The organism is Aminipila butyrica, assembly GCF_010669305.1.
Classification (GTDB): domain Bacteria; phylum Bacillota; class Clostridia; order Peptostreptococcales; family Anaerovoracaceae; genus Aminipila; species Aminipila butyrica.
Genome location: NZ_CP048649.1, coordinates 1,174,757 through 1,199,834 on the forward strand (window position 1 = coordinate 1,174,757; position 25,078 = coordinate 1,199,834).

Annotated in this window: 24 protein-coding genes and 2 rRNA genes; 17 read left to right on the forward strand and 9 right to left on the reverse strand. The window is 46.5% G+C overall.

Annotated features, from left to right (window positions below; translation table 11 throughout):
• Positions 1-194 precede the first annotated feature (194 nt).
• Both Ami103574_RS05725 and rrf read left to right on the forward strand, forming a co-directional pair.
• Positions 195-3,088, forward strand: a 23S ribosomal RNA gene (locus tag Ami103574_RS05725).
• Positions 3,089-3,168: 80 nt separating this feature from the next.
• Positions 3,169-3,285: ribosomal RNA gene (gene rrf / locus Ami103574_RS05730) — 5S ribosomal RNA — on the forward strand.
• Positions 3,286-3,497: 212 nt separating this feature from the next.
• Here rrf and Ami103574_RS05735 read toward each other — a convergent pair.
• Together Ami103574_RS05735 and proB (Ami103574_RS05740) are read right to left on the reverse strand one after the other, a co-directional pair.
• A complete protein-coding gene (locus Ami103574_RS05735; protein WP_163065716.1) occupies positions 3,498-4,199 on the reverse strand; it encodes an alpha/beta hydrolase in 702 nt (233 codons plus the stop codon).
• A gap of 56 nt (positions 4,200-4,255) precedes the next feature.
• Complete coding sequence (proB, locus tag Ami103574_RS05740) at positions 4,256-5,053, reverse strand: glutamate 5-kinase (protein ID WP_163065717.1); 798 nt, start codon at positions 5,051-5,053, stop codon at positions 4,256-4,258.
• A gap of 131 nt (positions 5,054-5,184) precedes the next feature.
• On the opposite strand from proB (Ami103574_RS05740), the gene Ami103574_RS05745 reads away from it, so the two are divergent.
• Positions 5,185-6,051 carry a LysR family transcriptional regulator gene (locus tag Ami103574_RS05745; protein WP_163065718.1) on the forward strand — a complete coding sequence of 289 codons (867 nt, stop codon included), beginning with the start codon at positions 5,185-5,187 and terminating at the stop codon, positions 6,049-6,051.
• Between the two features lie 72 nt (positions 6,052-6,123).
• On the opposite strand, the gene Ami103574_RS05750 is transcribed toward Ami103574_RS05745, so the two are convergent.
• The 5 genes from Ami103574_RS05750 to Ami103574_RS05765 are packed head-to-tail and all read right to left on the reverse strand — an operon-like array spanning position 6,124 to position 10,266.
• A complete protein-coding gene (locus tag Ami103574_RS05750) occupies positions 6,124-6,849 on the reverse strand; it encodes a nitroreductase family protein (protein WP_163065719.1) in 726 nt (241 codons plus the stop codon).
• Positions 6,850-6,886: 37 nt separating this feature from the next.
• Positions 6,887-7,012 (reverse strand): hypothetical protein, encoded by a 126-nt coding sequence (locus Ami103574_RS15940; protein ID WP_281350940.1) that lies wholly within the window; start codon positions 7,010-7,012, stop codon positions 6,887-6,889.
• 54 nt (positions 7,013-7,066) lie between these two features.
• Positions 7,067-8,356, reverse strand: a complete 1,290-nt coding sequence (locus Ami103574_RS05755) for a glutamate-5-semialdehyde dehydrogenase (protein WP_163065720.1) — start codon at positions 8,354-8,356, stop codon at positions 7,067-7,069.
• A gap of 6 nt (positions 8,357-8,362) precedes the next feature.
• A complete protein-coding gene (locus Ami103574_RS05760; RefSeq protein WP_163065721.1) occupies positions 8,363-9,280 on the reverse strand; it encodes a metallophosphoesterase in 918 nt (305 codons plus the stop codon).
• Entirely contained in the window at positions 9,277-10,266 is a 990-nt protein-coding gene (locus Ami103574_RS05765; RefSeq protein WP_163065722.1) for a ribonuclease H-like domain-containing protein, read from the reverse strand. The genes Ami103574_RS05760 and Ami103574_RS05765 overlap by 4 nt, the downstream gene beginning before the upstream one ends.
• A gap of 394 nt (positions 10,267-10,660) precedes the next feature.
• Between Ami103574_RS05765 and Ami103574_RS05770 the strand changes: the two genes are divergently transcribed.
• The 6 genes from Ami103574_RS05770 (at position 10,661) to Ami103574_RS05795 (ending at position 15,865) form a co-directional block, all read left to right on the forward strand.
• Positions 10,661-10,921, forward strand: coding sequence for a stage V sporulation protein S (locus Ami103574_RS05770; RefSeq protein WP_163065723.1), 261 nt, complete (start codon positions 10,661-10,663; stop codon positions 10,919-10,921).
• A 198-nt stretch (positions 10,922-11,119) separates the two neighbouring features.
• On the forward strand, positions 11,120-11,629 hold the full coding sequence (locus Ami103574_RS05775; protein ID WP_163065724.1) for a spore coat protein: 510 nt from the start codon (positions 11,120-11,122) through the stop codon (positions 11,627-11,629).
• A 308-nt stretch (positions 11,630-11,937) separates the two neighbouring features.
• Positions 11,938-13,530: an ABC-F family ATP-binding cassette domain-containing protein gene (locus Ami103574_RS05780; protein ID WP_163065725.1), complete on the forward strand. Its 1,593-nt coding sequence runs from the start codon at positions 11,938-11,940 to the stop codon at positions 13,528-13,530.
• Positions 13,531-13,709: 179 nt separating this feature from the next.
• A complete protein-coding gene (proB, locus tag Ami103574_RS05785) occupies positions 13,710-14,513 on the forward strand; it encodes a glutamate 5-kinase (RefSeq protein ID WP_163065726.1) in 804 nt (267 codons plus the stop codon).
• 1 nt (position 14,514) lies between these two features.
• Positions 14,515-15,315, forward strand: a complete 801-nt coding sequence (gene proC, locus Ami103574_RS05790) for a pyrroline-5-carboxylate reductase (protein WP_163065727.1) — start codon at positions 14,515-14,517, stop codon at positions 15,313-15,315.
• 10 nt (positions 15,316-15,325) lie between these two features.
• A complete protein-coding gene (locus Ami103574_RS05795; RefSeq protein WP_163065728.1) occupies positions 15,326-15,865 on the forward strand; it encodes an NUDIX domain-containing protein in 540 nt (179 codons plus the stop codon).
• Positions 15,866-15,885: 20 nt separating this feature from the next.
• On the opposite strand, the gene Ami103574_RS05800 is transcribed toward Ami103574_RS05795, so the two are convergent.
• Positions 15,886-16,512, reverse strand: a complete 627-nt coding sequence (locus Ami103574_RS05800) for a stage II sporulation protein M (protein ID WP_163065729.1) — start codon at positions 16,510-16,512, stop codon at positions 15,886-15,888.
• 205 nt (positions 16,513-16,717) lie between these two features.
• On the opposite strand from Ami103574_RS05800, the gene Ami103574_RS05805 reads away from it, so the two are divergent.
• The 4 genes from Ami103574_RS05805 to Ami103574_RS05820 all read left to right on the forward strand — a co-directional run bounded on the left by Ami103574_RS05805 (position 16,718) and on the right by Ami103574_RS05820 (position 20,422).
• Positions 16,718-17,614 (forward strand): site-specific tyrosine recombinase, encoded by an 897-nt coding sequence (locus tag Ami103574_RS05805; protein WP_163065730.1) that lies wholly within the window; start codon positions 16,718-16,720, stop codon positions 17,612-17,614.
• A gap of 354 nt (positions 17,615-17,968) precedes the next feature.
• Positions 17,969-18,820 (forward strand): transporter substrate-binding domain-containing protein, encoded by an 852-nt coding sequence (locus Ami103574_RS05810; RefSeq protein ID WP_163065731.1) that lies wholly within the window; start codon positions 17,969-17,971, stop codon positions 18,818-18,820.
• 34 nt (positions 18,821-18,854) lie between these two features.
• Positions 18,855-19,652 (forward strand): amino acid ABC transporter permease, encoded by a 798-nt coding sequence (locus tag Ami103574_RS05815; protein WP_163065732.1) that lies wholly within the window; start codon positions 18,855-18,857, stop codon positions 19,650-19,652.
• Entirely contained in the window at positions 19,649-20,422 is a 774-nt protein-coding gene (locus Ami103574_RS05820) for an amino acid ABC transporter ATP-binding protein (RefSeq protein WP_281350941.1), read from the forward strand. The genes Ami103574_RS05815 and Ami103574_RS05820 overlap by 4 nt, the downstream gene beginning before the upstream one ends.
• A 150-nt stretch (positions 20,423-20,572) precedes the next feature.
• On the opposite strand, the gene Ami103574_RS05825 is transcribed toward Ami103574_RS05820, so the two are convergent.
• Positions 20,573-21,766 carry a trans-sulfuration enzyme family protein gene (locus tag Ami103574_RS05825; protein ID WP_163065733.1) on the reverse strand — a complete coding sequence of 398 codons (1,194 nt, stop codon included), beginning with the start codon at positions 21,764-21,766 and terminating at the stop codon, positions 20,573-20,575.
• A 339-nt stretch (positions 21,767-22,105) separates the two neighbouring features.
• Between Ami103574_RS05825 and rplS the strand changes: the two genes are divergently transcribed.
• The 4 genes from rplS to Ami103574_RS05845 all read left to right on the forward strand — a co-directional run bounded on the left by rplS (position 22,106) and on the right by Ami103574_RS05845 (position 25,047).
• On the forward strand, positions 22,106-22,450 hold the full coding sequence (gene rplS / locus Ami103574_RS05830) for a 50S ribosomal protein L19 (RefSeq protein WP_163065734.1): 345 nt from the start codon (positions 22,106-22,108) through the stop codon (positions 22,448-22,450).
• A gap of 127 nt (positions 22,451-22,577) precedes the next feature.
• Positions 22,578-23,423, forward strand: coding sequence for a ribosome biogenesis GTPase YlqF (gene ylqF, locus Ami103574_RS05835; RefSeq protein ID WP_163065735.1), 846 nt, complete (start codon positions 22,578-22,580; stop codon positions 23,421-23,423).
• An 18-nt stretch (positions 23,424-23,441) separates the two neighbouring features.
• Entirely contained in the window at positions 23,442-24,107 is a 666-nt protein-coding gene (locus Ami103574_RS05840; RefSeq protein ID WP_163065736.1) for a ribonuclease HII, read from the forward strand.
• Positions 24,108-24,189: 82 nt separating this feature from the next.
• Positions 24,190-25,047 carry a methylenetetrahydrofolate reductase gene (locus Ami103574_RS05845; RefSeq protein ID WP_163065737.1) on the forward strand — a complete coding sequence of 286 codons (858 nt, stop codon included), beginning with the start codon at positions 24,190-24,192 and terminating at the stop codon, positions 25,045-25,047.
• The last annotated feature ends 31 nt before the right edge of the window (positions 25,048-25,078 follow it).

The following is a 25,078-nucleotide window of genomic DNA, read 5'->3' on the forward strand; positions in this document are numbered from 1 at the left end:
AAATAGATACGAAATCGAGGTTATCGAAAGATAACAAAAGAACAGTTAAACTAAGACAAGTCTTTTTAGAATTGTTAAGGGGAAACTACGATTTCAACCGAGAAACCAGAAGAAATGCAAGTCTTTACACAAGTGTGAATGACGAAGTTTCTTAACAAACTAAATCCTGTTTAACGCTAAACAGGTAAATTGCTGGTCAAGCAAATAAGAGCATAAGGTGAATGCCTTGGCACTAGGAGCCGATGAAGGACGTGGCAAGCTGCGAAAAGCTGCGGTGAGGAGCAAACATCCGTCAACCCGCAGATGTCCGAATGGGGGAACCCACCTATGGTAATGCGTAGGTATCCTATGATGAATAAAATAGTCATAGAGAAGGTAACCCGGGGAACTGAAACATCTAAGTACCCGGAGGAAGAGAAAGAAACATCGATTTCCTAAGTAGCGGCGAGCGAAAGGGAAAGAGGCCAAACCAGTGCTTGCACTGGGGTTGTGGACACTCATCACGTATGGCGTGTATAGTCAAAGTTGTCTGGAAAGGCAAACCGAAGAGGGTAAAAGTCCCGTAGACGAAATGCACAAGATGCAGAGTGAATCCAGAGTACCACCGGACACGTGAAACCCGGTGGGAAGCCGGGGGGCCCACCCCCCAAGCCTAAATACTACCTAGTGACCGATAGTGAACAGTACCGTGAGGGAAAGGTGAAAAGAACCCCGGGAGGGGAGTGAAATAGAACCTGAAACCTTATGCTTACAAGCAAAGGGAGCGCAAGTGACCTTGTACTTTTTGTAGAACGGGCCAACGAGTTATGGTATGTAGCAAGGTTAAGGTGCTGGAGCACTGGAGCCGTAGCGAAAGCGAGTCTGAATAGGGCGGTTAGTTGCATGCTGTAGACCCGAAACCGGGTGACCTATCCATGTGCAGGTTGAAGCGAGAGTAAAATCTCGTGGAGGACCGAACTCATGTCTGTTGAAAAAGGCTGGGATGACGTGTGGATAGCGGTGAAATTCCAATCGAACCCGGATATAGCTGGTTCTCCTCGAAATAGCTTTAGGGCTAGCCTCAAGGAAAATGATACTCGGAGGTAGAGCACTGAATGTTCTAGGGGCCTTCACCGGTTACCGAAAACTATCAAACTCCGAATGCCGAAGTATTAAACTTGGGAGTCAGACTATGTGAGATAAGTTTCATAGTCGAAAGGGAAACAGCCCAGACCAACAGCTAAGGTCCCAAAATGTAAGTTAAGTGGAAAAGGATGTGGAGCTGCATAAACAGCTAGGATGTTGGCTTAGAAGCAGCCACTCATTTAAAGAGTGCGTAATAGCTCACTAGTCGAGTGGCTCTGCGCCGAAGATAAACGGGGCTAAAACTTACTACCGAAGCTTTGGAATTATCGTAAGATAATTGGTAGAGGAGCATCGTATGCGGGCAGAAGCGAAGCCGGAAGGCTTGGTGGACTGCATACGAGAGAGAATGTTGGCATGAGTAGCGTAAGGCAGGTGAGAATCCTGTCCACCGAAAATCTAAGGTTTCCTGAGGAAGGTTCGTCCACTCAGGGTTAGTCGGGGCCTAAGCCGAGAGCGAACGCTGTAGGCGATGGACAACTGGTTGAGATTCCAGTACCACCGAAATTCGTTTGAGCGAAGTGGGGACACAGAAGGATAAGCTGAGCGCACCGTTGGTAGAGTGCGTCTAAGCGTCAAGGGAGAACAGGTAGGCAAATCCGCTTGTTCAATTCTGAGGCGTGATGGGGAGGGAAATAAAGTACCGAAGCAGCTGATTTCACACTGTCAAGAAAAGCCGCTAGCGAGAATGTAGGTGCCCGTACCGTAAACCGACACAGGTAGATGAGGAGAGAATCCTAAGGTGAGCGAGAGAACTATTGTTAAGGAACTCGGCAAAATAACCCCGTAACTTCGGGAGAAGGGGTGCCTGCGAAAGCAGGCCGCAGTGAAAAGGCCCAGGCGACTGTTTACCAAAAACACAGGTCTCTGCAAAAGCGAAAGCTGAAGTATAGGGGCTGACGCCTGCCCGGTGCTGGAAGGTTAAGGGGACTGCTTAGGGTAACCGAAGGCATGAACTTAAGCCCCAGTAAACGGCGGCCGTAACTATAACGGTCCTAAGGTAGCGAAATTCCTTGTCGGGTAAGTTCCGACCCGCACGAAAGGCGTAACGATCTGGGCACTGTCTCAACAATAGACTCGGTGAAATTGTAGTACCGGTAAAGATGCCGGTTACCCGCAGCAGGACGGAAAGACCCCATGGAGCTTTACTGCAGCTTGATATTGGATTTCGGCGTTGCATGTACAGGATAGGTGGGAGGCTACGAAGCTAGGACGCCAGTTTTAGCGGAGCCACCGTTGGGATACCACTCTTGTAACGTTGAAGTTCTAACCATGTACCGTGAACCGGTACTGGGACAGTGTCAGGCGGGCAGTTTGACTGGGGCGGTCGCCTCCTAAAGAGTAACGGAGGCGCCCAAAGGTTCCCTCAGCGCGGACGGAAATCGCGCGAAGAGTGTAAAGGCAGAAGGGAGCTTGACTGCGAGACCAACAAGTCGAGCAGGGACGAAAGTCGGGCTTAGTGATCCGGTGGTACCGAGTGGAAGGGCCATCGCTCAACGGATAAAAGCTACCCTGGGGATAACAGGCTGATACCGCCCAAGAGTCCACATCGACGGCGGTGTTTGGCACCTCGATGTCGGCTCGTCTCATCCTGGGGCTGAAGTAGGTCCCAAGGGTTGGGCTGTTCGCCCATTAAAGAGGTACGCGAGCTGGGTTCAGAACGTCGTGAGACAGTTCGGTCCCTATCCGCTGTGGGCGTAAGAAATTTGAGTGGAGCTGTCCTTAGTACGAGAGGACCGGGATGGACATACCTCTGGTGCACCAGTTGTCTTGCCAAAGGCATAGCTGGGTAGCTACGTATGGAAGGGATAAGCGCTGAAAGCATCTAAGTGCGAAGCCCCCCACAAGAAAAGATTTCCTCCAGAAATGGTAAGACCCGTGAGAGACTATCACGTTGATAGGTCGGAGGTGGAAGTGCAGTAATGCATGGAGCTGACCGATACTAATAGGTCGAGCGCTTGACCAAAATGGTTTCAAGGAAAAATCTGATAGAACAATGTATATTATTCAGTTTTGAGAGTACGCTCTCAAGTAAACAAGCTAGAATCTAGTGACAATAGCGAGGAGGCTCCACCTGTTCCCATCTCGAACACAGTAGTTAAGCTCCTTAGCGCCGATGATACTTGGCGGGCAGCTGCCTGGGAAAGTAGGACGTTGCTAGTTTGAGAAAAAAGACATTCCAAAAGGGATGTCTTTTTTCTATGGTTAGAGATTGTTGACATACTTTACAGATCTGTGCTGCTCCCCAAGTATCCACAGAGGCGGGCAGGTGCGTATTTTGCGCAGCTTTAGCTGCAATGGAAAATACGACAGCGAAAGAAGGGAAGCGACTGTATGAAAAAACCGCCATTTGGCGGTTTCATACGATTTATATTCTAGAGGGTTTCATACAACCACAAATTCAACGCTTCCAGCTGCTCTGGTGTATGAAAGTAATGCTTGGCATCCTCGACAAGTTTTAATTCACAGGAAAACTGCTCTTTAAATTGAAGAATGCGATCCTTTTCACATACTTCATCCTCACTGCCATAAAGTATGAGCGTGGGGATATTCCAGTCCGTAATCGGATGTGCTTTTACATAGCAATAATAGTCCCAATACAACGTTTGACCTATAGGTGTGGCGATGGTTTGCTCAGCCTCTAGCTGTTCTTCCGTAATATTAAACCACTTCATTATGTTTTCAATCATGCGGCCCATATCTACTAGAGGAGAAAGAAACCATACCTTCTCTATATTTTCTTGTTGATAGGCTAATAGGCTGAAATAGGCACCCATGCTGTTGGCAAACAAGTAGAGGTGAGGCCACCTTCCTTTTGCATGGGTCATGATTTTATTTAGATCTTTGATATAGGGTTCCACCTTGCAAGGAGGATTTTCTGATGCTCGGTCTCCGTGCTGGGGCAAGTCAAAGCTTAGCACTTGATATCCCTTGGGAACAGCCTTCTTTGCCAGGATCTCAATGGGGATATCCGTTTTATTTGACATATTTCCATGAACGGCTATCATCACCTTGTCCTGCGGCGGACCCCAGAGAGCAGCGGGGATGCCATCTATTTCAAACAATTCTTGTTGCATAACATGATTGCTCCTATTAATTTCTTTGCCAGAAAGAAAGCTACTTTCTGGTGGCATTATGCCTTACCTACAAATAAAGTCCCAATCTGCTCCCCTTTAACAATGTCATATAGGGCCGAAGGGTTCTTGCCATTGGTGACAATGGTATCAATGCCTTGAGCAGTGGCCAGCTTTGCAGCATCCAGCTTTGTCTTCATGCCTCCAGTGCCTCGACGGGAGCCGGCGCCTCCGGCTAATGATTGTAAGTTTTCATCAATAGTGGTCACCTGTTGGATCAGCTCTGCATTGGCATATAGGCGAGGGTCTCTGTCATAAAAGCCATCAATGTCTGAAAGGATAATTAACTTTTGGGCACGGCAGAGAACAGCTACTATGGCGGAGAGCATATCATTGTCACCAAAAAGCCGGTCTGCCGACTGAATTTCTGTATAGCTGACCGAATCATTTTCGTTAACGATAGGAATAATGCCCATTTCCAGCAGCGCATCGAAGGTATTAATCAGGTTTTCCTTTTTTTCCTCAACCTCCATGTCTTCTGCATTCAGCAGAATCTGAGCGATGGTTTTGTCATAATCGCTGAAAAATTTATCGTATAGGTACATAATACTGCACTGACCAACAGCGGCAGCAGCCTGCTTCAAGCGCAAACTGGAGGGCCGGGTCTTCATGCGCAGCTTATTAGCCCCTACGGCGATAGCCCCAGAAGACACTAAAATAATTTCGTAGCCCAAGTTCTGTATATCCGACAGGACGCAAGCCAGCCGATCAAAGGAACGCAGGTTATTTTCACCAATTTCGTTGGTCAGGGAGGAGGTTCCCACTTTAACCACGATTCGATTCTTGTATAGTCCCATATTACACCTCATTTTTTATCTTAATCTTGAAATCTTACTAGAAAAAGCATATCATAAGCATAACAATAACAAAAGTGAATCTTTAGCATGATAAGCATTACAAAATCAGATGAATAATAGGGGGAGCACTCATGGATATGAATCTGCAAAAATATAGGGCTTTTGTAAAGACCGTGGAATATGGCAGCTTTACCAAGGCAGCAGAACTATTGAATTATTCCCAATCAGGTATTAGCCGCATGATTGGCGATTTGGAAAAGGAATGGGGGATAACCTTGCTGGAGCGGGGGCGTTCCGGGGTAAGGCTGACTTCCGATGGCTTGAAACTGCTGCCTTTTGCTCAGAATCTATGCCGGGAATGGGACCAGCTGCAAATGCAGGTGGATGAATTGAAAGGACTGCGCTCGGGGCTTATTCGCATTGGGGCTTTCTCCAGTGCAGCTACTCATTGGCTGCCTAAAATTATAAAGGAATTTCAAAGGGATTACCCTAATATAGACTATGAATTGCTGTTGGGAGATTATACAGAGATTGAAAACTGGATTGCCGAAGGCCGGATCGATTGTGGGTTCTTGCGAATTCCTACGTTGCCGGAGCTGGATACGGTATTCCTGGAGCAAGACGAACTGCTGGTAGTCTTAGCGGAGGACCACCCTTTGGCAGCCTGCGCAGCTTTCCCCATCCAGGCTTTAAGTGACTACCCATTTTTGCTCTTAGAGAAAAACGGAAAGTCAGATGTCTCTCAACTTTTTGACCGCTGGGGCATTACACCTCATATTCATTTCACCACCTGGGACGATTACGCCGTCCTATCTATGGTGGAAAGCGGTCTGGGAATCAGCATACTGCCTCAGCTAATCCTTCAGCCCCTTAACCGTCCCATAGTGGCTAAGCCCTTGGAGGTACCTGCCTACCGAAAGCTAGGCTTGGCGCTGAGGGACAAGAAAAATGCGCCTTTGGCTGTAAAACGTTTTTTAGACTATCTGTCTTATCGATGAGAATAAAAAAATGAAGATGTTCCAAAAGTCATCTCATAGCTCTTGGGACATCCTCATTTTAAATGTTATTTTTTAATCTTCCCATTCCCATTCTGCGTCGGCCGCACCTATTTCAAAATGAAGCTTGGCAATGCCCAAATCAATTTGTTCCATGCCGTATTTATTGGAAATAATCCATCCGTGGGCGGTGGGCAAGGCCTCAGGCCCAGCCTCTTTATAAGAGAACTTTACTGGCTGCTTGTTCATAGCGGAAGGTGCCGCCTGAACGGTTTCTATGCCTTGGAGGAACCAATCTGGCACAGGACCGTGTTTCTCGTACAGCTCTTCCAAGGATTTCTTTTTCGTGCGAATCATCCCTTTGATCAGCTTGTCCTTGAAACTTGTCTTTGGCGCTGGAATTCCTATCGCTATCACACAGTATAGCTCTTCTCGGGGTTCCAGCTGACAGACACAGGCCTCTTTGTTGTAGGTTCCCGCTACCCAGCAGGTACCCAAGCCGTATTCCGTCGCTTCCAGCACTAACTTTTCACCGTAATACCCGATTTTTTCTTTCTCGTGGATGCCGTTGGACCGACCTACCATGGCCAAGTAATGGCGCACACCTGAAAACATTCCATAGCTCTTGGAAAGCTTACCGAAAGCTTCGTCGCTATTTTGAATCAACTGAATGTGCAGGCCGGACAACAGGTTGTATTCCGCAATGGAAGCTTTTAGACGTTCCACGGCAGAGGCCGGCAATTCCTGTGGCAGATAGCTGCGGCAGGAATACCGTACCGATATTGCATGTTTGTAATCCATAAAATCACTTATCCCCCTTGATGCAACCAAGAATCAGCTAAATTCGGTCAATCCGCTTCTTGGAAAATTTGATGGCCGTAATGGCGGACAGCACAATCATAGCCGTGCCTAGGCACACATTTAAAATCGATAACATCAGATTTACTTTTGCGATAGTCTTCATAACTTACTCCATTCCCATAATTTACTTCAATATAGCGGTTACTGTCATTGTAACTTATTTGTCCTTAAAGTGAAAGCTTTTTTTCCCTTCGGCATAGTCGGACACTACATGGCCCTGGCCGAAAAGCCGGTATTTATAAGTGACTAGTCCCTCCAGCCCTACCGGCCCGCGGGCGTGGAGTTTGCCGGTGCTGATGCCTACTTCGGCACCAAAGCCGTAGCGGAAACCGTCTGCAAAGCGAGTGGAACAATTCTGATAGACTCCTGCGGAATCCACGAAGTTCATGAACTGCTCTGCGGCTGTCTTATCTTCCGTGACAATGCAGTCCGTGTGGTGGGAGCCATAGCGGTTAATGTGATCGATGGCTTCCTCTAATGAATGCACCAGTTTGATGGAGAGGATATAATCCAAGTACTCCGTCTGGAAATCCTCTTGAGAGGCTGCCTGACAGGAGATAATGGCTTGCGTGGCCTCATCTCCCCGAATAAGCACTTTCTTGTTTTCTAGGCCTTCCAGCGCTTGTTTCAGGGCTGGCAGCAGCTTGGCTGCCACATCCTGATGAACCAGCAGGGTTTCCAGGGTATTGCAGGCAGCTACATACTGGGTCTTGGAGTCTGCAATAATCGATACGGCTTTTTCCAAATCGGCCTCTTGGTCTACGTAGATATGACAGATGCCATCTGCGTGGCCCATGACCGGAATCTTGGAGTTGGCCATGATGTGCTGAACGAAAGCATTCGAACCTCTCGGGATGAGCAGATCGATGGATTCGTGGCATTTAATCAGCTCATCAATACCGGCCCGGGTTTCCACCAGAGTAATGAAGTGTTCCGGCAGTCCGGCAGCCAGTCCGGCGGTCTGGATGATTTCAAATAAGATTCGATTCGTCCGAGCGGCCTCACTGCCTCCCTTTAGGATGGAACAGTTCCCGCTTTTGATGCAGAGGGTAGAAATCTGAATCAAGGCATCAGGCCGAGATTCAAAAATCACGCCGATGACACCGATGGGACAGGTGGTTTTTACCAGGGTCAGACCTTCGTCCAATTCCCGTTCCAGAAGTTTTTGAAAGAGGGGATCGGGCAAACCCAGCAGGCTTTGGATGCCGCTGATTATGTCTTCCAGCTTGTGTTGGTCAAATTTCAGTCGATTGATGATTGGCTGGGCCAATTGGTCCGCCTGGGCTTTTTCTAAATCAGCTTGGTTTTCTTTGAATATGACTGATTTGTTCTCTTCCAGGGCTTGAGCGATGGCTGTTAATGCCTTGGTTCGTATCTCTTCTTTCAGGTTGGCCATCTGGAAGCTGGCTAGTTTAGCTTGATGGGCTGTTTCTTTGTAATCAATCATCTTGTTTTACTCCTGTTTTCTTTGAGCAGAGGGATGGCTTGCATAGGCTCTCAAGGGCATAGGACCTTTTAAGGCGGTCCGTTTTATAAATAGGGTCCCATCTTTTTTGGAATGAACCCGCCAGGTGACCAGAATAAGTTTTCCGTAAAGCAGTTCCAGGCAGGTGATGCCTCTGGGGTGCATACCGCAGCCGATATTGAAGTAGGCTGGTTCGCCTGGATCAGGGAATTTAGGACGGTGGGTATGACCACAAACGATGATGGTATTTGTTTCGGCATTCCATTTGGTGTAATTTTTTTCCACCTTGTGCATTTTGCGCCGGCTTTTAGCCGGGCTGGCAGCATATTTCACCCCAACCAGGTGCATGAAGCGCCAGAAAAAGCGAATCATGAAATGGGAGAAGAAGGCTAGCTGGTCATTGAGCAGGTCCCCTTGGTGACCGTGGACTACAAAGAGCTCTTGACCGGTCTTTTGGTGCTCAAAGCGGAAAGCTTCGTAGATTTTTAAACCAGGAAACAAGTCTTCTTTTGTCCCCAGATATTCATCGTAGACCTGATACATATTTTTTTCTACCCACTGAGGGGATCTCATCTTCATGTTGTGATTGCCAAAAATCATGTACAGCCGACCGGCATCGTAGAACTCTTTCAGCTTGTTGAACACAGAAAAGTGACCGTTCCGAATGTGCTCAAAGTTAGAATTTTCCCAGAGCTCGTCGCCATCACCTACCTCTACGTAGGTGAAATCATTTTGGTAATAGTAGTTTAGTGCATGATAAAAAATGTGTTTGTTACGGCCAAATTCGTCGGCGATACTGTCGTCTCCTCGGTGCGTGTCACTGAAAAAGACGAACTTGGAGGTATCGTCAAAGGGCACAATTTTGGCATTCTTATATACTTCATTTAATCTTGCAATGGTTCTCATATGGGCAGGACCTCCCGCACCCGCTCTGTAATTAATTTTACAAAGTGGTTCGTTTCTCTATAATGGACAGTGTCTCCCTGTTTTAACACCAAGAAACCACTGTCATAAGTATCGTACTTCTGCAAGGCTGAAAAGTCTTTATCAAATACTCGAGTATCGGCAATCATCAGCCCAGACCTCTTTATTATGGGCAATTCCATAGAAAATTCTTCGGAATATCGGTCAAAATCTAAAGAGCAGGAACAATCATCCAGTTGATAGGCCGCATAGGTCAGTGGATTTTGCTGGCTGCCGCAAATTTGTAGGTTACCAGAATGGAAGGCAATCTTAGAAACATGTAGGTCTTCCACGGGAAAGCCGAGGGAGAAAAAGGCCTTGTGTATATCGGATTTTTCTGTGACAGGAAGCAACTGAGAGAGTTGCAGGACATCGTCGCTGTTGTGCAGCATGATAAGTCGTCGAATCTCGGGGTCCTTGGTGTACAGAAAACGTTTATATAATTCTACGCTTTCGGCTCCCGATATTTCATCTGCTCGATCCCCCCACAGGCCCATAAAATTTTCGACAGTTTTCTGCTTTAGGTTGGGAAGAAGTTTTCGCAGAGAGGAATGACCGTTAATCAGCAGATAGAGGTCCAGATTGAAGGGAAAGATAAAGTCTTCCCACAGGCTTAGGGCCCGCATACGACCTTGCAGAAATTTTAAATCGAAGTGTTTACCATTGTAGGTAATCAAGATATCTAACTGCTGAATATCCCGTAAATAGGCTAGCAGAGTCTCTCGTTCTTCCTCCAGGCTTTCTGCAAAGTATTGGCGCAAGGTAACCCCTTCCTCTTGATAAATCAGCAGGCCGCCCAATATAAAGTGGCTGTTTTGAGGGGATAGGCCGGTCGTCTCAATGTCCAGCACACCAATTTTTTTATGCATGGCGCTGCCGAGGTAAAAATCCAGCAGGCGAGAGTGATATTGTATATATTTTGGATCCATGTAATCCTTTTCTACTGTGTACGTTGCAATCACCATCCTATATTGTATTGAACTGCAATAACTGTTTTTGAATTTATTACATATAGTATACCATATAAATGATGTTTTTCTTTTACAAAAAACAAAATAGACCGCAGGGGTGCAGTCTATTTTGTTCAAAAGGGGTATTGGGATTAGAGATTAATGAGGTTATCAGGGGGATAACCACAAACTCATTATAACCAACCTTGTCGAGAAATGCAAGAGGTCGTCGCAAAAAACTATAAAAAAATATATTTTGACGTTCGTTTCTGCTGTCAATTGTTCATCAGACCCGATATAATTAATACATAAAACATAGCTTAGCCCAAACAAAAAGGGGTAAATCAAATTATTATTTAGGAGGATACGAGTAATGGAAGTTTTAAAGGTGTCAGCAAAGTCAAATCCCAATTCTGTAGCAGGGGCACTTGCAGGGGTGTTAAGGGAAAAGGGGGATGCAGAAATACAGGCCATAGGGGCTGGAGCTTTAAATCAGGCGATAAAGGCTGTGGCTATCGCCAGAGGTTTTGTAGCGCCGGGAGGAGTGGACCTGATTTGTGTACCGGCATTTACAGATATACAAATTGAAGGGGAGGAACGAACTGCGATTAAACTGATCATTCAGCCTCGTTAAACAAGAGGCATATCTGAATGTTACATAAAAGAGCCATAGGCGGGTAAAACCGCGCTATGGCTCTTTTTATGGGATAGGAGAAGAAAGATTTACCTCTTTTCTGGAAAATATATGCCATTGACTGAAATAATTTCTATAAATTCGGGCAGGATACTCTTTGATTAGAAAGTTCATTTTAGTAGGAAAGAGGTGCAAAAAATGATATTGACGGAAAAGGAAAAAATGTTGCTCAACGATTTAAAGTCAGAGGAAAAGCTTTGCGTAGACAAGTACAGCAAATATGCTACAGAGGCTAGCTGCAACCAGCTGAAAAGTTTGTTCTCCAGCCTGGGCGCCATCGAGCAGAACCATTACGACACGCTTACTCAGATTTTAAGTGGTACTACCCCAGCAATGGGCATGGGCGGCGGGCAGAAGCCAAACTTGCAGCAGATGGGTGGACAGCAGCCGGCGGCAGCTGCACAGGCGCAAAGCATCCCACAGATGAGCAGTCAAGCTCAGAGCGGTTATCAAAACAAGACCAGGGATCAATACCTGTGCACGGACGCCTTAGGTACAGAAAAACATGTGTCCTCCATGTATGACACCTGCATCTTTGAATTCAAAGATGAAAGCGTGCGAAATACGTTAAACCACATTCAAAAAGAAGAGCAGGAACACGGAAAGAAAATTTACGATTACATGGCTCAAAACGGCATGTATAGCTAAAGGATGGAATAGGGAACAACGGTCAAGTTGTCTCTCCCAGCTCCGGACATTTAGCAGGAGTCTTGAAAAGCGCAGAAATCTCCATAATAGTATTGAAATTTAACAGAAAAGCTAGTATAATGTAATGGACTAATGATAGAATGTAAGCCGATGAAGAGCTGCCTGGCGTAGCTCTTCATTATTGTGCTCAGGTATTTTGGAGCGCAGGCGGAATGTGTAAACCAAGGAAATAATCCAGAATCGGCTGAAATAGCTGAAACTTCTGGATAGGAGCCAGTGGTCCATGAAAACGGAGGTACGATTACGAGATGATAAATGTTACAAATGTCAGTATGAACTTTAGTGGAACGACGCTTTTTAAAGACGTAGATTTGAAATTTACGCCGGGCAACTGCTATGGCATCATTGGGGCCAACGGTGCTGGGAAATCCACTTTTTTACGAATTTTATCCGGTGACCTGGACCCGACTACAGGGAATGTGTCCATCGGTAAAGACATGCGGATGTCCGTGCTAAAGCAGGACCACTTCGCTTTTGATGATTTTAATGTGTTGGACACCATTATTCAGGGCAATCCTCGATTGTACCAGATTATGAAGGAAAAGGATGCGCTGTATGCAAAAGAAGACTTTACCGATGAAGACGGCATCAAGGCTTCTGAGCTGGAAGGTGAGTTTGCTGAATTAGACGGATGGGAAGCTGAGTCCGATGCAGGCAGACTGATTCAGGGCCTGGGCCTTTCCATGGATGTGATGTACAGTGAAATGGGCAGTCTGACGGAAAAGGAAAAGGTAAAGGTGTTGCTGGCCCAAGCTTTATTTGGTAAACCGGAGATCATCCTCCTGGACGAGCCGACCAATGGTTTGGATATCGTAGCGATCAACTGGTTGGAGGACTTCCTGTTGGATTATCAGGGTACGATGCTGGTAGTCTCCCATGACCGTCACTTCCTAAATACCGTGTGTACAAACATTGTAGACGTGGATTACGGAAAGATTAAGATGTACGTGGGCAACTACGAGTTTTGGTATGAATCCTCCCAGCTGGTTCAGCGGATGCTTAAGGACCAGAACAAAAAGAACGAAGATAAGATTAAAGAGCTGCAAGGATTTATTCAGCGGTTCTCCGCCAATAAATCAAAGTCCAAGCAGGCGACGTCTAGAAGAAAGCTGATTGAAAAGCTGACAGTGGATGAGATGCCGTCTTCCTCTAGAAGATATCCTTATGTGGGATTCCAGATGGATCGAGAGGCAGGGAAAGAGCTGCTGACCGTAGAAGGTATCTCTAAGACCATCGACGGCGTAAAGATTTTGGATAACCTGACTTTCCGTTTGAATAAAGGGGATAAGGTAGCTTTTGTCGGTGAAAATGAAATTGCCAATACCACTCTGTTTAAAATCCTTATGGAAGAGATGGAGCCGGATGAAGGCACCTTCAAGTGGGGTGTGAGCACGTCTCAGTCCTATTTCCCAAGAGAAAACGGCGCTTTCTTTGAGGAAAGCGACTTGAACATCATCAAATGGCTGGGACAGTTCACCACAGAGACCACAGAAACCTTCCTGCGAGGATTCTTGGGACGGATGCTTTTCTCGGGAGAGGATGTATATAAACCAGTAAAGGTATTATCCGGAGGAGAAAAAGTTCGTTGTATGCTGTCCAGAATGATGCTCTTTGGCTCAAATATCCTGGTGCTGGATCAGCCGACCAACCATCTGGATCTAGAGTCCATCACCGCGTTGAATAACGGCCTCATCGAGTTTAAGGGCAATCTGCTGTTTGCCTCCCATGACCACGAATTCATCCAGACCATTGCCAATCGGATTATGGAGATTCAGGAAGACGGCAGCCTGGTAGACCGTCTCTGCACCTACGATGAATTTATTGAGCAGTTCGGCAAATAAGAGATAAGACACCTATTATAGAGAGAAACGAGTGGAAACTGGCGGCAACATACTGCTGTTAAGTCTTCCACTCGTCTTTTTATGCAAAGATATTTATTTTTCAGCCTACAAGGTATATAATAATAAGCTGTATGAAAGATGGCCAGAACAGTTGGCAGAACAGAAAGACAGGAGCAGATATGAGCGCGATAAGTGATGTAATAAAAGAAAGCAGAAAAATTGTCATTAAGCTGGGGAGCAATGTGTTGTCTGATGATCACGGCAATGTGAACCAAACGATCATCCGAAATTTAGTGGAGCAGGTAAATGGACTGATTCAGCAGGGTAAGCAGGTGGTGCTGGTTTCTTCTGGCGCTCGAATTTGCGGTATTGGAGCAATCAACAAGTGGAGCAGAAAAGGCGATATCAACTATAAGCAGGCTCTGTGTGCCATTGGACAGGTCGAACTGATGATGGCGTATAAGCAGTATTTCAGCGATTACGGTTTTCATGTAGGTCAGATTCTTCTGACCAGAGAGGACTTTGAGGACCACACCAGAAATTTGAATATTCGCAATGCGCTGTTTACCTTAGTGGATGAAGGGGTGGTGCCGATCATCAATGAAAACGACAGTGTTAGTGTGGATGAGATTAAGATTGGCGACAATGATACCCTCAGTGGGCTGACGGCTACTCTTTGGAATGCAGATGCCTTAATCATCCTCAGTGATATTGACGGCGTCTTCGATAAAGATCCAAAGACTCATGCTGATGCGAAGCTTATTGAAGAAATCAGCGATATTGATGAATTGTTGGCCAATATTGACGTGGAAGGTGGCAGCAGCTTCGGTACTGGAGGTATCACTTGTAAGATTGAGGCAGCCAGACGAGTGAACAAGTATGGCATTCCACTGATTCTGCTCAATGGCAAGAAACTGAACATCATTCAAGGCGCAGCAGAGGGAACGGAAAACGGAACCGTGTTTTCGGGAAAGGCAGAGTAAGATGAGAGTAGGTTTTATAGGAGCCGGTAATATGGGCGGGGCCATTCTTCGGGGATGTCTGGCTTCGGGTCAGGTTTTACCGACGGAGGTTTGTGTATGCGGCAGGAGCCCAGAAAAGCTGGAAGCACTTTGCCAGGAACTAGGTGTTCAGAGCTGTGGGAGCATAAGGGAGTTGGTGGAGAGCAGCCAAGTAATTATGCTGGGGGTGAAGCCTAATATGTTTCCTGAGGTGCTGCCTCAGGTGGCGGAAGCTTACAGCTCAGACAAAGTGCTGGTATCTATGGCTGCTGGTATAACCATGGCCAGCATTGGCGAAGGAGTGAGCCAGTCGGCCAAGATTATCCGCGTTATGCCCAATACCCCAGCCGCAGTGGGAGAGGCTATGACTTCGGTGAGCAGAAATCCCCAGGTGAACGACGAGGAGTTTGCGGAGATTTTGGAGCTGTTTCAGTCCATCGGCAGGGCGGAAGAAGTAAAGGAAGAGTTGATTCACTGTGTAATCGGTGTCAGCGGCAGCAGTCCGGCCTATACCTACATGTATATTGATGCGCTGGCAGAAGCGGCTGTAAAAAATGGCATGGAGAAAGAGCAGGCCCTGGTATTTGCAGCGCAGTCTGTGTTGGGCGCTGCGAAGATGGTGCTGGAGACCGGGGTGGATCCCGTTCAACTGCGAATAAACGTATGCTCACCGGGTGGAACTACCATCGAGGCAGTGGAACGGCTTCAGCACTTGGGCTTTGCAGAGGTGGTGCAGTCTGGTTTTCAGGCGGCAGTGGATAAATCCAGGAAGATGAGCAGATAGGAGGAGAAAGATGACCTTTGAAGAGAAAACCATATCTAGTGAAATGATTTATCAGGGAGCTATTTTGAATCTGCGCCGGGATAAGGTGCAGGTCATCGGGGGAGGGACTTCTCACCGAGAGATTGTAGAGCATAACGGCGGAGTGGCGATGATTGCCGTCAAAGAGGATGGAAAGGTTCTGTTGGTCCGTCAGTTCAGAAAGCCTGTAGAGAAGGTGGTTTTAGAGGTTCCGGCAGGAAAAATCGAAAAGGGGGAAGATCCCTATGAGACAGCTGTGCGGGAGCTGAAAGAAGAGACGGGTTATACTGCCGAGCAGGTCCAGTTTTTGACTAAATTTTACCCTTCTGTGGGCTATTCCCAGGAGGTCCTGTACATTTACCTGTGTACAGGCCTGACAGCAGGAGAGACGGCCTTTGATGAGCATGAGGCACTAGACATCCTGGAGATGGATTTAGATCAGCTGTTTAAGATGACTGTAAACGGTGAGATTGAAGACGGCAAGACGGCTATCGCGATTATGCAGGCCTGGGCTAAACTGAAGCTGAAATAGGGGATAGACCTGAAAGTTCCTTAGACCAGCCGAGAGGCCAGGGGTAGAAAAAGGCTTTGAAGCAGGCAGCTGGCTACCACCAGTAGACCTAAGAACACATGGGCGTAAAGGTATGGGGCGTCAGAGGCGTTAAAGCTTCGGACCATACCTTTATTTTTTTTGTGGCGAGAAGAAGCCGCTTTGGCTACAGCCAGGTTGGCTGATAGAAAAAAGGCTGGCAGAAGCAGCGTATTTTGGGGAAAGAGGGAGAGGGCAATAACCAGGGCACCTTTTAAATCCAGTGTTTCCAGAATTAAGGCGCAGCAATACCCCAGAGACAGACCTTTGATGATTACCATGGCGCAAGGTACCGGATAGGTAAATCGGGTATAACCGGACAGGGCAATCAGGGCTAAAGCCAGGAGATTTAGTATTACAGAGCCTATCAGGGCGGCAAAGGAACTGGCCGCAGGGGCTTCCCCTTCCAGCGGAGTCAGCAGCAGATTTTGCAGGTAATATTGCATATCAGCTTTCATATCCGTACTCATGAGCACCTCAAAAAACACCCCGGTAGATATGCCGAAAATTAAGGCAAAGAATAGGAATGTCGTGTATTCCCGGGAGAGGGAAAGGGATTGAATAGTATTGGCAAATATGTTTTTCTTCATGTTGGTATCCTCACAAAAAGTAGTTGTACTAATTTCCAATGAAACCTTCGGTTTGTTGGTTTGCAGTATTATATAAAAGCATATGCGGCTGAGGTGAAAAATAGTACGGCTGGAAAAATACCATGATTTTGGGCAATCATTATTGTAAACCTGCTGGGCCTGGGGTATACTGGATAAAGGCAGAAAAAAATAGATGGAGAAGAACATGAACGATTATTTAGAGCAGTTTAAACAATATCTCACCGAAGAACGCCGAATGTCCGCCAATTCGTTGCAGGCTTATAGCCGAGACCTGGCGGAATATCAACGTTTTTTAGAAGGAAAGAACGCGGGCAGACTAGAGGAAGGTTCCAATGCAGAGGTCGTCTCTTTTGTGCTGAAGCTGAAAAATGATGGAAAATCCTCGGCGACGGTAAATCGAAAGGTGGCCTCCCTGCGAGCTTTCTATAATTTTATGATGACGAAGGGGTACTTGAAGGAAAATCCGGTGGTCAACATAAAATCCCCTAAAATTGAGCGGAAAGAACTGGAATATCTGTCTATTGAAGAGGTAGACAAGCTGCTGGCGCTTCCGGATGAGTCCATCAAGGGTCGGCGGGACAAGGCTATTTTGGAATTAATGTATGCGACCGGCATTCGGGTCAGTGAGGTCATTGAGGCCAAGGTCAGCGACATCAACTTGCGGCTAGGTTTCATCACTTGCAACGGCGAGCACGGCAAGGCCAGGATTATTCCCATGGGTCGGCCGGCCAGAGCGGCAGTAGAGAATTACATATTTGAGGTGCGGGATCAGTTTATCAAAGACAAAGAAGGAGACGCGGTCAAAGAGCCGTTATTTGTCAATTACTTCGGGGAGAAACTGACCAGACAAGGCCTGTGGAAGATTTTAAAGGAATACGCTCAGCAAGCGGACATGGATGGCCGGATTACTCCTCAGACTCTGCGAAATTCCTTTGCTGTTCATATGATTCAAAACGGTGCAGACTTGAAATCTCTGCAAGAACTCATGGGTCATGAGGACATTACGGCGACACAGATTTACTTGTCAGTAACTAAAAATCGCATTAAGGATGTCTATGACCGAACCCACCCTCGGGCATAAAATTATTAGACAATTTGCATAAATTCTCTTGACAACAGTTCTTGGATTCTTTATACTAAATGAATATTTATTGACAAAGGCGTTAATTCATACACGAATTAGCGCCTTTTTCTTTTTATAGTCTAGAGAAGTTTGGCAAAAGTCAGCCTCATTCTGGATTTTAAAAAGCTGCAATAAAGAGGCAAGCGCAGGAGGAAGAAATGCGTATGGCAGAGGCTTCTTTTATAATATGGGAAATATCTGTAGAGGACGGTTATTTCCTATATGTCACCATGGGTTGAGCCGGCCTGCTTTCAGCAGAGCATGCTCCCATAAAAGAGCTGTAAAAATAAAAAGAGAGATGAGGGAAAACACATGAAAAGAAATTGGAAGAGACTACTTATTTTTAGTGCAGTACTGTGCTTGATGCTGAGCTTGGCGGCCTGTGGCCCAAAAGAAGACGGTGCAGATCAGGCCACAGACAATCAGAGAAAAGTTCTGCGGGTAGGCATGGAGTGTGCCTATGCGCCTTTCAACTGGACCCAGCCTGACGATACCAACGGGGCTGTACCAATTGTCGGAACCAAGGATTACGCCAACGGGTACGATATTTTATATGCTTCCAAGGTAGCAGAGGCCATGGGATACGAGCTGGAGGTATATCGAATTGAATGGGATGGGCTCATACCAGCTTTACAGACCGACAAAATCGATGCGGTTATCGCCGGTATGTGCATGACCGATGCGAGACGGGAAAGTGTAGATTTTTCTGATATTTATTATCAGGCCGACATGGTGCCGTTGACCATGAAAAGCAGTAAATATGCAGAGGCATCTTCCCTGGAGGACTTGGCTGGCGCTACGGCTACTTCTCAGCTGAATACCGTATGGTATGACATCTTAGACCAGATTCCGAAGGCAAACTTGACTCCTGGAATCGATACCGTACCTGGGGTAATCGTCTCGCTGACCTCTGGTAAGTCAGAAATCGTCACGGTGGATATGCCGACAGCCTTAGCGGCAGTGGCAGCTAATCCCGACATAAAAATACTGAATCTGGACAAAGGGAATTTTGTGGTGGATAAGGGCAACGTAGACATGGGCATTGCGGTTAAAAAGGGCAACAGACAGCTGCTAGAGGCCATCAATGGAGTAGTAAAAACTATTTCCTCAGAAGACCGAGAGGCCATGATGGAGGAAGCTATTGAAATTCAGCCTCTGTCCTAAAAGAAAAGCTTGAACATAGAGAGGAGAATTTTTAATGGAAAGAAGTTCGTGGCAGTGGATTCAGCTGTTTTTAAATGAATATGGCAGTTCCTTTTTAAAAGGGGCTGCGGCTACTCTGGAGATTGCCTTAATTAGTACCATCATTGGATGTATCATCGGATTTATTGTGGGAACGATCCGGAGCATCCAATTGTCCCCAGAGGAACATTGGTATAAAAAAGGACTTATGGCCTTGATAAATGCGGCCTTAGGTGTATACATCGAAATTTTTAGAGGGACTCCGATGATGGTTCAGGCTATGGTGGTTTACTATGGGTCCCAGGCCCTGTTTGGGATTAACCTGACCGCTACAGTGGCCAGTTATCTGGTGGTGTCCGTAAATACAGGAGCCTATATGGCGGAGACGGTCCGAGGCGGTATTCAGTCCATTGACGGCGGGCAGCTAGAGGCCGCGCAGTCTCTGGGGATGCGTCATATGGATGCGATGGCTTGCGTTATCGTTCCTCAGGCCTTATTCAATATCCTGCCTCAGATTGGAAATAATTTGATTATCAATATTAAAGATACTTCCGTTTTAAATGTTATATCCTGCACCGAGCTGTTCTTTGTTACCAAGACCGTGACGGGAACCTATTACCGATACTTTGAACCCTTCCTTATTGCCTGTGCCCTATACTTGGCGATGACGTTTGTGCTCTCCAGACTGCTCCGGCTGTTGGAAAAGAAAATGCAAGGTTCAGACCATTATAAGCTGGCAGATAAGGCGGATTTTATGGATGATAATTATGGCAACGGAATCTTTAAGACCAAGGCTGAAGGAGGTGTTGCATGATGAAAAACGAATATAAAAAGATAAACTCAACAGAAGTACCGCTGCTCCAGGTAGAGCATTTGGAGAAAAGCTTTGGGGAGCATCAGGTGCTGACCGATGTGGATTTTAAGGTCTATAAAGGGGATGTCATTTGTATCATTGGTTCTTCTGGCTCCGGCAAGTCCACCTTGCTCCGGTGTATGAACATGCTGGAACGGCCTTCTGGAGGCTGCATCTATCACAAGGAGAACTCCATCTTAGGAAAACCGGCCCAAGTAGCCCAGTACAGAGCCAAGGTGGGGATGGTCTTTCAGCAGTTCAACCTGTTTAGTAATCTGACAGTATTGGAAAACTGTATGTTGGGCCAGAAGCGGGTGTTGAAAAGGAGTGCTAAGGAGGCAAAGGCTACCAGCCTGACTTACTTAGATAAAGTCGGGATGCTTCCGTATATTTATGCAAAACCACATCAACTGTCAGGAGGCCAGAAGCAGCGGGTGGCCATTGCCAGAGCCTTGGCGATGGAACCGGAAGTTCTGCTCTTTGATGAGCCCACCAGTGCCCTGGACCCAGAAATGGTAGGAGAAGTGCTGGCGGTCATGCGGAATCTGGCAGATGAAGGCCTGACCATGATTATTGTCACTCATGAGATGGCGTTTGCCAGGGATGTTTCTTCCCGGACTGTATTTATGGACCAGGGAATCATTGTGGAAGACGAATCTCCGCAGGTAATTTTTACAGAGCCGAAAAATCAGCGAACCAAGGAGTTTTTGTCCAGATTTTTGATTGCATAAAGGCCAAAAAGAAATAAAAGGTGATTTAGAATAAAAGAAGAGAAGGGATAATCGTCACACGATTATCCCTTCTCTTCTTGTGTTTTCTTTTGTGTAAATGCTATTTTGATTTGCAGGGACCGATGGATAGCGAAGCAATTTGTTAAGCAACTATAATCCAACTTGTGCCAGTGCTTGTCTGAGATCCTGAATCAAGTCTTCTGCATCCTCAATACCAACGCTCAGGCGAAAGAAACCACCGTGAAATTCTTCGGGGTAGAGATATTGGCGTTCATCGTTTTCGCCGAGAAATACGATTAAGCTTTCATCATGCCCGAGGGATACCGCAGAAGTGATAATCTTCAAAGCGGCTACAAACCGATTGTGTGTGTCGTGGTCCGCCTGGAGGCCAAAGGAGAGTACGCCGCCAAAACCTCCAGGCATTTGATTTTTAGCGACTTTATGGCCCTTGTGGCTTTCCAGTCCTGGATATGCTACAAAACGTACACCGGCTTCTCCCTCCAGATAATGTGCGACAGCAAGGGCGTTGTTGTTGTGCTCCCGCATCCGCAGAGGTAATGTGGAGGAGCCCCGCATGATCAGCCAGGCATTAAAGGGGCTGATGGCTCCCCCCAGATTTACCATCGAATCGGCGCGTATACGGCTGATTAAATCTCTGGAGCCAATGACCGCACCACCCATGGCATCGCCGTGACCGTTAATATATTTCGTTAAGCTTTCTACTGTAAGATCTGCTCCCAGCTCCAAGGGGCGTTGGTTATAGGGAGACGCGAACGTATTATCTACGGAAAGCAGCACGCCATTTTGGTGCGCCAGCTGTGCGATGGCGGCAATGTCACTGATTTGGGTCGTGGGATTGCCTGGTGTTTCTATGTGGATTAGTTTTGTATTGGGCCGAATGGCTGCTTGAACCTGTTGAATATCCGAAGTGTCGACAATGGTTGTTTCAATACCATATTTTTCTGGAAGAAGTTCATGGAGCAAGCGATAGACGGCAATGTATGTTATATTAGAGAATATAATGTGGTCCCCAGATTTGAGCAATGCAAAAAACAGGCCTGATAAAGCGGCAACACCACTGGCTAGCACGACACAATCCTCCCCATTTTCCAAGGATTGCAGTCTTTCCTGCAAATAATTCTGGTTAGCGCCGCCATTGCGAGTGTATAGCGGTTTCTCTCCAGCGCTGCTCCAGTTCATATCCGAGGGATCATAGGGGAGTTCATAGCTGTTGGCCATGGTAATTGGCCGGCGAATTGCACCGGTTTCTTGATCTACGTCGTTGCCTGTATGGACAGCTCGCGTTTGAAATCCTAAATTATTACCGTAGGTATGTTTGCTCATAGGTAGCACCTCCTGTATTTAAAATATTAATACCTAGTTTTCATATGGGAATTATATAAATATTAAACTATTATAACAAACAATACACACTTATAAAAGCTATTCTTAAAAAGTTTTTTATATTAAGGTCATTACCCGGTTTTCAATCGGCAGCAATCTACATTTAATCACGTAAAACCAAAAAATGCTTGCAATAAAAAAGAACTTGTGATATAGTAGATAAGGTTATTACGGACGGTCCTCTGGACAGAGTTGCTTGTTGAAATACAAACGTTAATCCAAAGCTGTAAGCTTTGTGAGTTTGCCATGAACGTCTTGGGAAGGAAGGAGGAAATAACGATGAATGTAATGGAAGCAATTGCACAGGAGTACATCAGAAACGACATTCCGAAGTTCAATGTTGGTGACACCGTAAAGGTACACATCAAGATTAAAGAAGGCACTAGAGAGAGAGTTCAGATATTCGAAGGCTTCGTATTGAAGAAGCAGAACGGCGGTATCAATCAGACTTTTACAGTTAGAAGAATCGCATCTGGCGTTGGCGTAGAAAAGACATTCCCGATCAACTCACCAAAGATTGACAAGGTTGAGGTAGTGAAGCAGGGTCGCGTAAGACGAGCTAAGTTGAACTACATGAGAGAGAGAACAGGTAAGGCTGCTAGAATCAAGAACAAGCGCGTATAATGAAAATCGAGGGGTCCCTTTGGGGACTCCTTATTTTTTCATCTTTTTCTTTAAATTTGGATAAAAACGGCTCAAAAGCCGCATAAATATGAAAAAAGCCCTGATACATGCAGGCAGAGGAGAAACTATGATTGAACATATAAACTGGTATCCCGGTCACATGAAAAAGACCAGGGAGATGATTCAGGCTAACTTGAAAATGGTGGACCTGGTTATTGAAGTCATCGACGCCAGAATACCGATTTCCAGCCGAAATCCGATTATCAACGATTTGATTGGCGGTAAGCAGCGGGTCATTATCCTCAACAAGGTAGACTTAGCAGACAGCCGGGAAAATGAGGGCTGGACAAAGGTCTTTAAGGAAGAAGGCCATTTTGTGGTGCCGATGAACTGCATGAATGGTGCGGGAGTGCCGGCTTTGCTGAGTTTATTGAGTAAATATCAGGAGGCCCGAAATCAGGAGCTGTCCAGAAAACGGACTTTGCGGATGATGATTGTAGGCGTGCCCAATGTAGGCAAGTCTTCCTTAATCAATCGGCTTTTGGGCAAAAAGAGCGCCAAGACGGGGGACAGGCCAGGAGTGACCAGAGGAAAGCAGTGGCTGACCCTGTCCAATGGAATGCAGCTTCTGGACACGCCGGGTATCCTTTGGCCCAAGTTTGAGGATCCGCTAGTGGGCTTGAACTTGGCCTTCTGCGGATCGATTCGAGATGAGACCATGGATTTGGCATCCCTTGCGCTGGAATTGATTGGTGTGTTGCAAAAGGAGTATCCAGAGGAACTGATGGAGCGATACAAGCTGGTGGAGCTGGGGGAAGAACCTTTGGAAACCATGGAGGCTATCGCAGCTAAGCGAGGGTTTATCCTGTCAGGCAAGCGAACCGATTACGAACGAACTGCGCGGGCGGTACTGGACGAGTTTCGGGCAGGAATCATCGGCCGCATTACTTTGGAACACAGTGAGGATGCCTGATAGAAAGAGAGAAGAGCGATGAAGCGGGAAGAACGGGAAGCATTGCTGCGGGAAAAACTGCAAGAAATGAAGAAATACGAGCAAGATTTGTATCGCTCAGGTCTGAATCTGGTGGCCGGTGTCGACGAGGTAGGCCGAGGGCCTCTGGCTGGGCCGGTGGTGGCTGCTTGTGCGGTGTTGCCTGCGGATTTTGATCTGTTGGGAGTGGATGATTCCAAAAAATTATCGGAGAAGAAGCGGGAAGAACTCTTTGACCAGATTCGAGAAAAAGCGATGGCTTATGGTATCGGCATGGCCGACCATCTGGTTATTGATGAAATCAACATTTTAGAGGCCACCAAGAAAGCCATGGCGGAGGCGGTGGCCAACGCTGATGAAAGCTTGAAGAAGCAGGGATTGGCAGGCATCCAGCACCTGCTTATCGATGCGTTGACGCTGAAAGAGGTGTCCATTCCCCAAACGGGCATTATCAAGGGCGATGCCAATAGCGTCTCTATTGCAGCAGCCTCTATTTTGGCCAAGGTTACCCGGGATCGGATGATGGCAGAATACAGCAAGATTTATCCGGACTATGCCTTTGAAAAGAATAAAGGCTATGGTACGAAGGCCCATTATGAGGGCATAGAGAAAGCAGGAATCTGCCCCATACATAGGAAAACTTTTCTAAAAAAGCTTCTAGTTTAGGAGACATGTCAGTTGACAAGCTTTTTACCAGAAGGTAAGCTATAAAAAGAAGATGATGGTAAGCAGGAAAGGGAGGAATCGCATGAAGATTAGCGATATATTTAAAAAACGCCAATCCTTCTCCTTTGAAGTATTCCCGCCTAAGGCGGAGCAATCCATGGAGCCCTTGAAAAAAACCTTGGCAGAACTGTATAAGTTCCAGCCAGATTTTATCAGTTGCACCTATGGCGCCGGGGGAACCAATAAAGGAAGAAGCTCAGAACTGTGTGAAATAATTGAAAAAGACGGCCAACATGCCATGACGCATTTTACCTGTATCGGAAATACCCGGCAGGATATTATAGAAGCCATTCAGGAATATCGAGACCTGGGCGTAGAAAATGTGCTGGCTCTTCGAGGAGACATTCCTCACGGCTTGGATGGCACCAATGGGGATTTCAGCAATGCTAATCAGTTGCTGGAATTTCTGCGGGAGAATTTCCCCGACCTTTGTCTGGGGGCGGCTTGTTATCCAGAGAAGCATATGGAAGCGGATTCACTGGACACGGATATCCACTACTTGAAGTTAAAGCAAGAAGCGGGGGCAGACTTTCTCATGACTCAGCTGTGCCACGATGTAGAAGCCTATGAACGTTTCCTGGAAACTATTCGGGCTCAAGGCATTCATCTGCCGGTGGTGGTAGGTCTCATGCCTGCGCTCTCCAAGGATAGTATTATCCGCATGTCTTTGTCTAACGGCTGCTCTATACCGAGAGAGCTGGCAGAGATTATCGGCAAGTACGGAGATACGCCGGAGGACTTTAAGAAAGCTGGAAAAGAATATACGGCCAAGCAGATTTTGCGATACAGGCAAGCGGCAATCAATGGCCTGCATATTTATTCTTTAAATAAGTATGCGGATATTGTAGATATCCTACAGGCAGCAGGCATTGATAAATAAGTACGTCATTTATAGATGATGAGAAAGGTCA

Excerpts from the sequence above, each read along its gene's own strand:
- Ami103574_RS05735 (WP_163065716.1), bottom strand. The coding sequence starts at position 4,199 with ATGCAACAAGAATTGTTTGAAATAGATGGCATCCCCGCTGCTCTCTGG.
- proB (WP_163065717.1), bottom strand. The coding sequence starts at position 5,053 with ATGGGACTATACAAGAATCGAATCGTGGTTAAAGTGGGAACCTCCTCC.
- Ami103574_RS05745 (WP_163065718.1), top strand. The coding sequence starts at position 5,185 with ATGGATATGAATCTGCAAAAATATAGGGCTTTTGTAAAGACCGTGGAA.
- Ami103574_RS05750 (WP_163065719.1), bottom strand. The coding sequence starts at position 6,849 with ATGGATTACAAACATGCAATATCGGTACGGTATTCCTGCCGCAGCTAT.
- Ami103574_RS15940 (WP_281350940.1), bottom strand. The coding sequence starts at position 7,012 with ATGAAGACTATCGCAAAAGTAAATCTGATGTTATCGATTTTAAATGTG.
- Ami103574_RS05755 (WP_163065720.1), bottom strand. The coding sequence starts at position 8,356 with ATGATTGATTACAAAGAAACAGCCCATCAAGCTAAACTAGCCAGCTTC.
- Ami103574_RS05760 (WP_163065721.1), bottom strand. The coding sequence starts at position 9,280 with ATGAGAACCATTGCAAGATTAAATGAAGTATATAAGAATGCCAAAATT.
- Ami103574_RS05765 (WP_163065722.1), bottom strand. The coding sequence starts at position 10,266 with ATGGATCCAAAATATATACAATATCACTCTCGCCTGCTGGATTTTTAC.
- Ami103574_RS05770 (WP_163065723.1), top strand. The coding sequence starts at position 10,661 with ATGGAAGTTTTAAAGGTGTCAGCAAAGTCAAATCCCAATTCTGTAGCA.
- Ami103574_RS05775 (WP_163065724.1), top strand. The coding sequence starts at position 11,120 with ATGATATTGACGGAAAAGGAAAAAATGTTGCTCAACGATTTAAAGTCA.
- Ami103574_RS05780 (WP_163065725.1), top strand. The coding sequence starts at position 11,938 with ATGATAAATGTTACAAATGTCAGTATGAACTTTAGTGGAACGACGCTT.
- proB (WP_163065726.1), top strand. The coding sequence starts at position 13,710 with ATGAGCGCGATAAGTGATGTAATAAAAGAAAGCAGAAAAATTGTCATT.
- proC (WP_163065727.1), top strand. The coding sequence starts at position 14,515 with ATGAGAGTAGGTTTTATAGGAGCCGGTAATATGGGCGGGGCCATTCTT.
- Ami103574_RS05795 (WP_163065728.1), top strand. The coding sequence starts at position 15,326 with ATGACCTTTGAAGAGAAAACCATATCTAGTGAAATGATTTATCAGGGA.
- Ami103574_RS05800 (WP_163065729.1), bottom strand. The coding sequence starts at position 16,512 with ATGAAGAAAAACATATTTGCCAATACTATTCAATCCCTTTCCCTCTCC.
- Ami103574_RS05805 (WP_163065730.1), top strand. The coding sequence starts at position 16,718 with ATGAACGATTATTTAGAGCAGTTTAAACAATATCTCACCGAAGAACGC.
- Ami103574_RS05810 (WP_163065731.1), top strand. The coding sequence starts at position 17,969 with ATGAAAAGAAATTGGAAGAGACTACTTATTTTTAGTGCAGTACTGTGC.
- Ami103574_RS05815 (WP_163065732.1), top strand. The coding sequence starts at position 18,855 with ATGGAAAGAAGTTCGTGGCAGTGGATTCAGCTGTTTTTAAATGAATAT.
- Ami103574_RS05820 (WP_281350941.1), top strand. The coding sequence starts at position 19,649 with ATGATGAAAAACGAATATAAAAAGATAAACTCAACAGAAGTACCGCTG.
- Ami103574_RS05825 (WP_163065733.1), bottom strand. The coding sequence starts at position 21,766 with ATGAGCAAACATACCTACGGTAATAATTTAGGATTTCAAACGCGAGCT.
- rplS (WP_163065734.1), top strand. The coding sequence starts at position 22,106 with ATGAATGTAATGGAAGCAATTGCACAGGAGTACATCAGAAACGACATT.
- ylqF (WP_163065735.1), top strand. The coding sequence starts at position 22,578 with ATGATTGAACATATAAACTGGTATCCCGGTCACATGAAAAAGACCAGG.
- Ami103574_RS05840 (WP_163065736.1), top strand. The coding sequence starts at position 23,442 with ATGAAGCGGGAAGAACGGGAAGCATTGCTGCGGGAAAAACTGCAAGAA.
- Ami103574_RS05845 (WP_163065737.1), top strand. The coding sequence starts at position 24,190 with ATGAAGATTAGCGATATATTTAAAAAACGCCAATCCTTCTCCTTTGAA.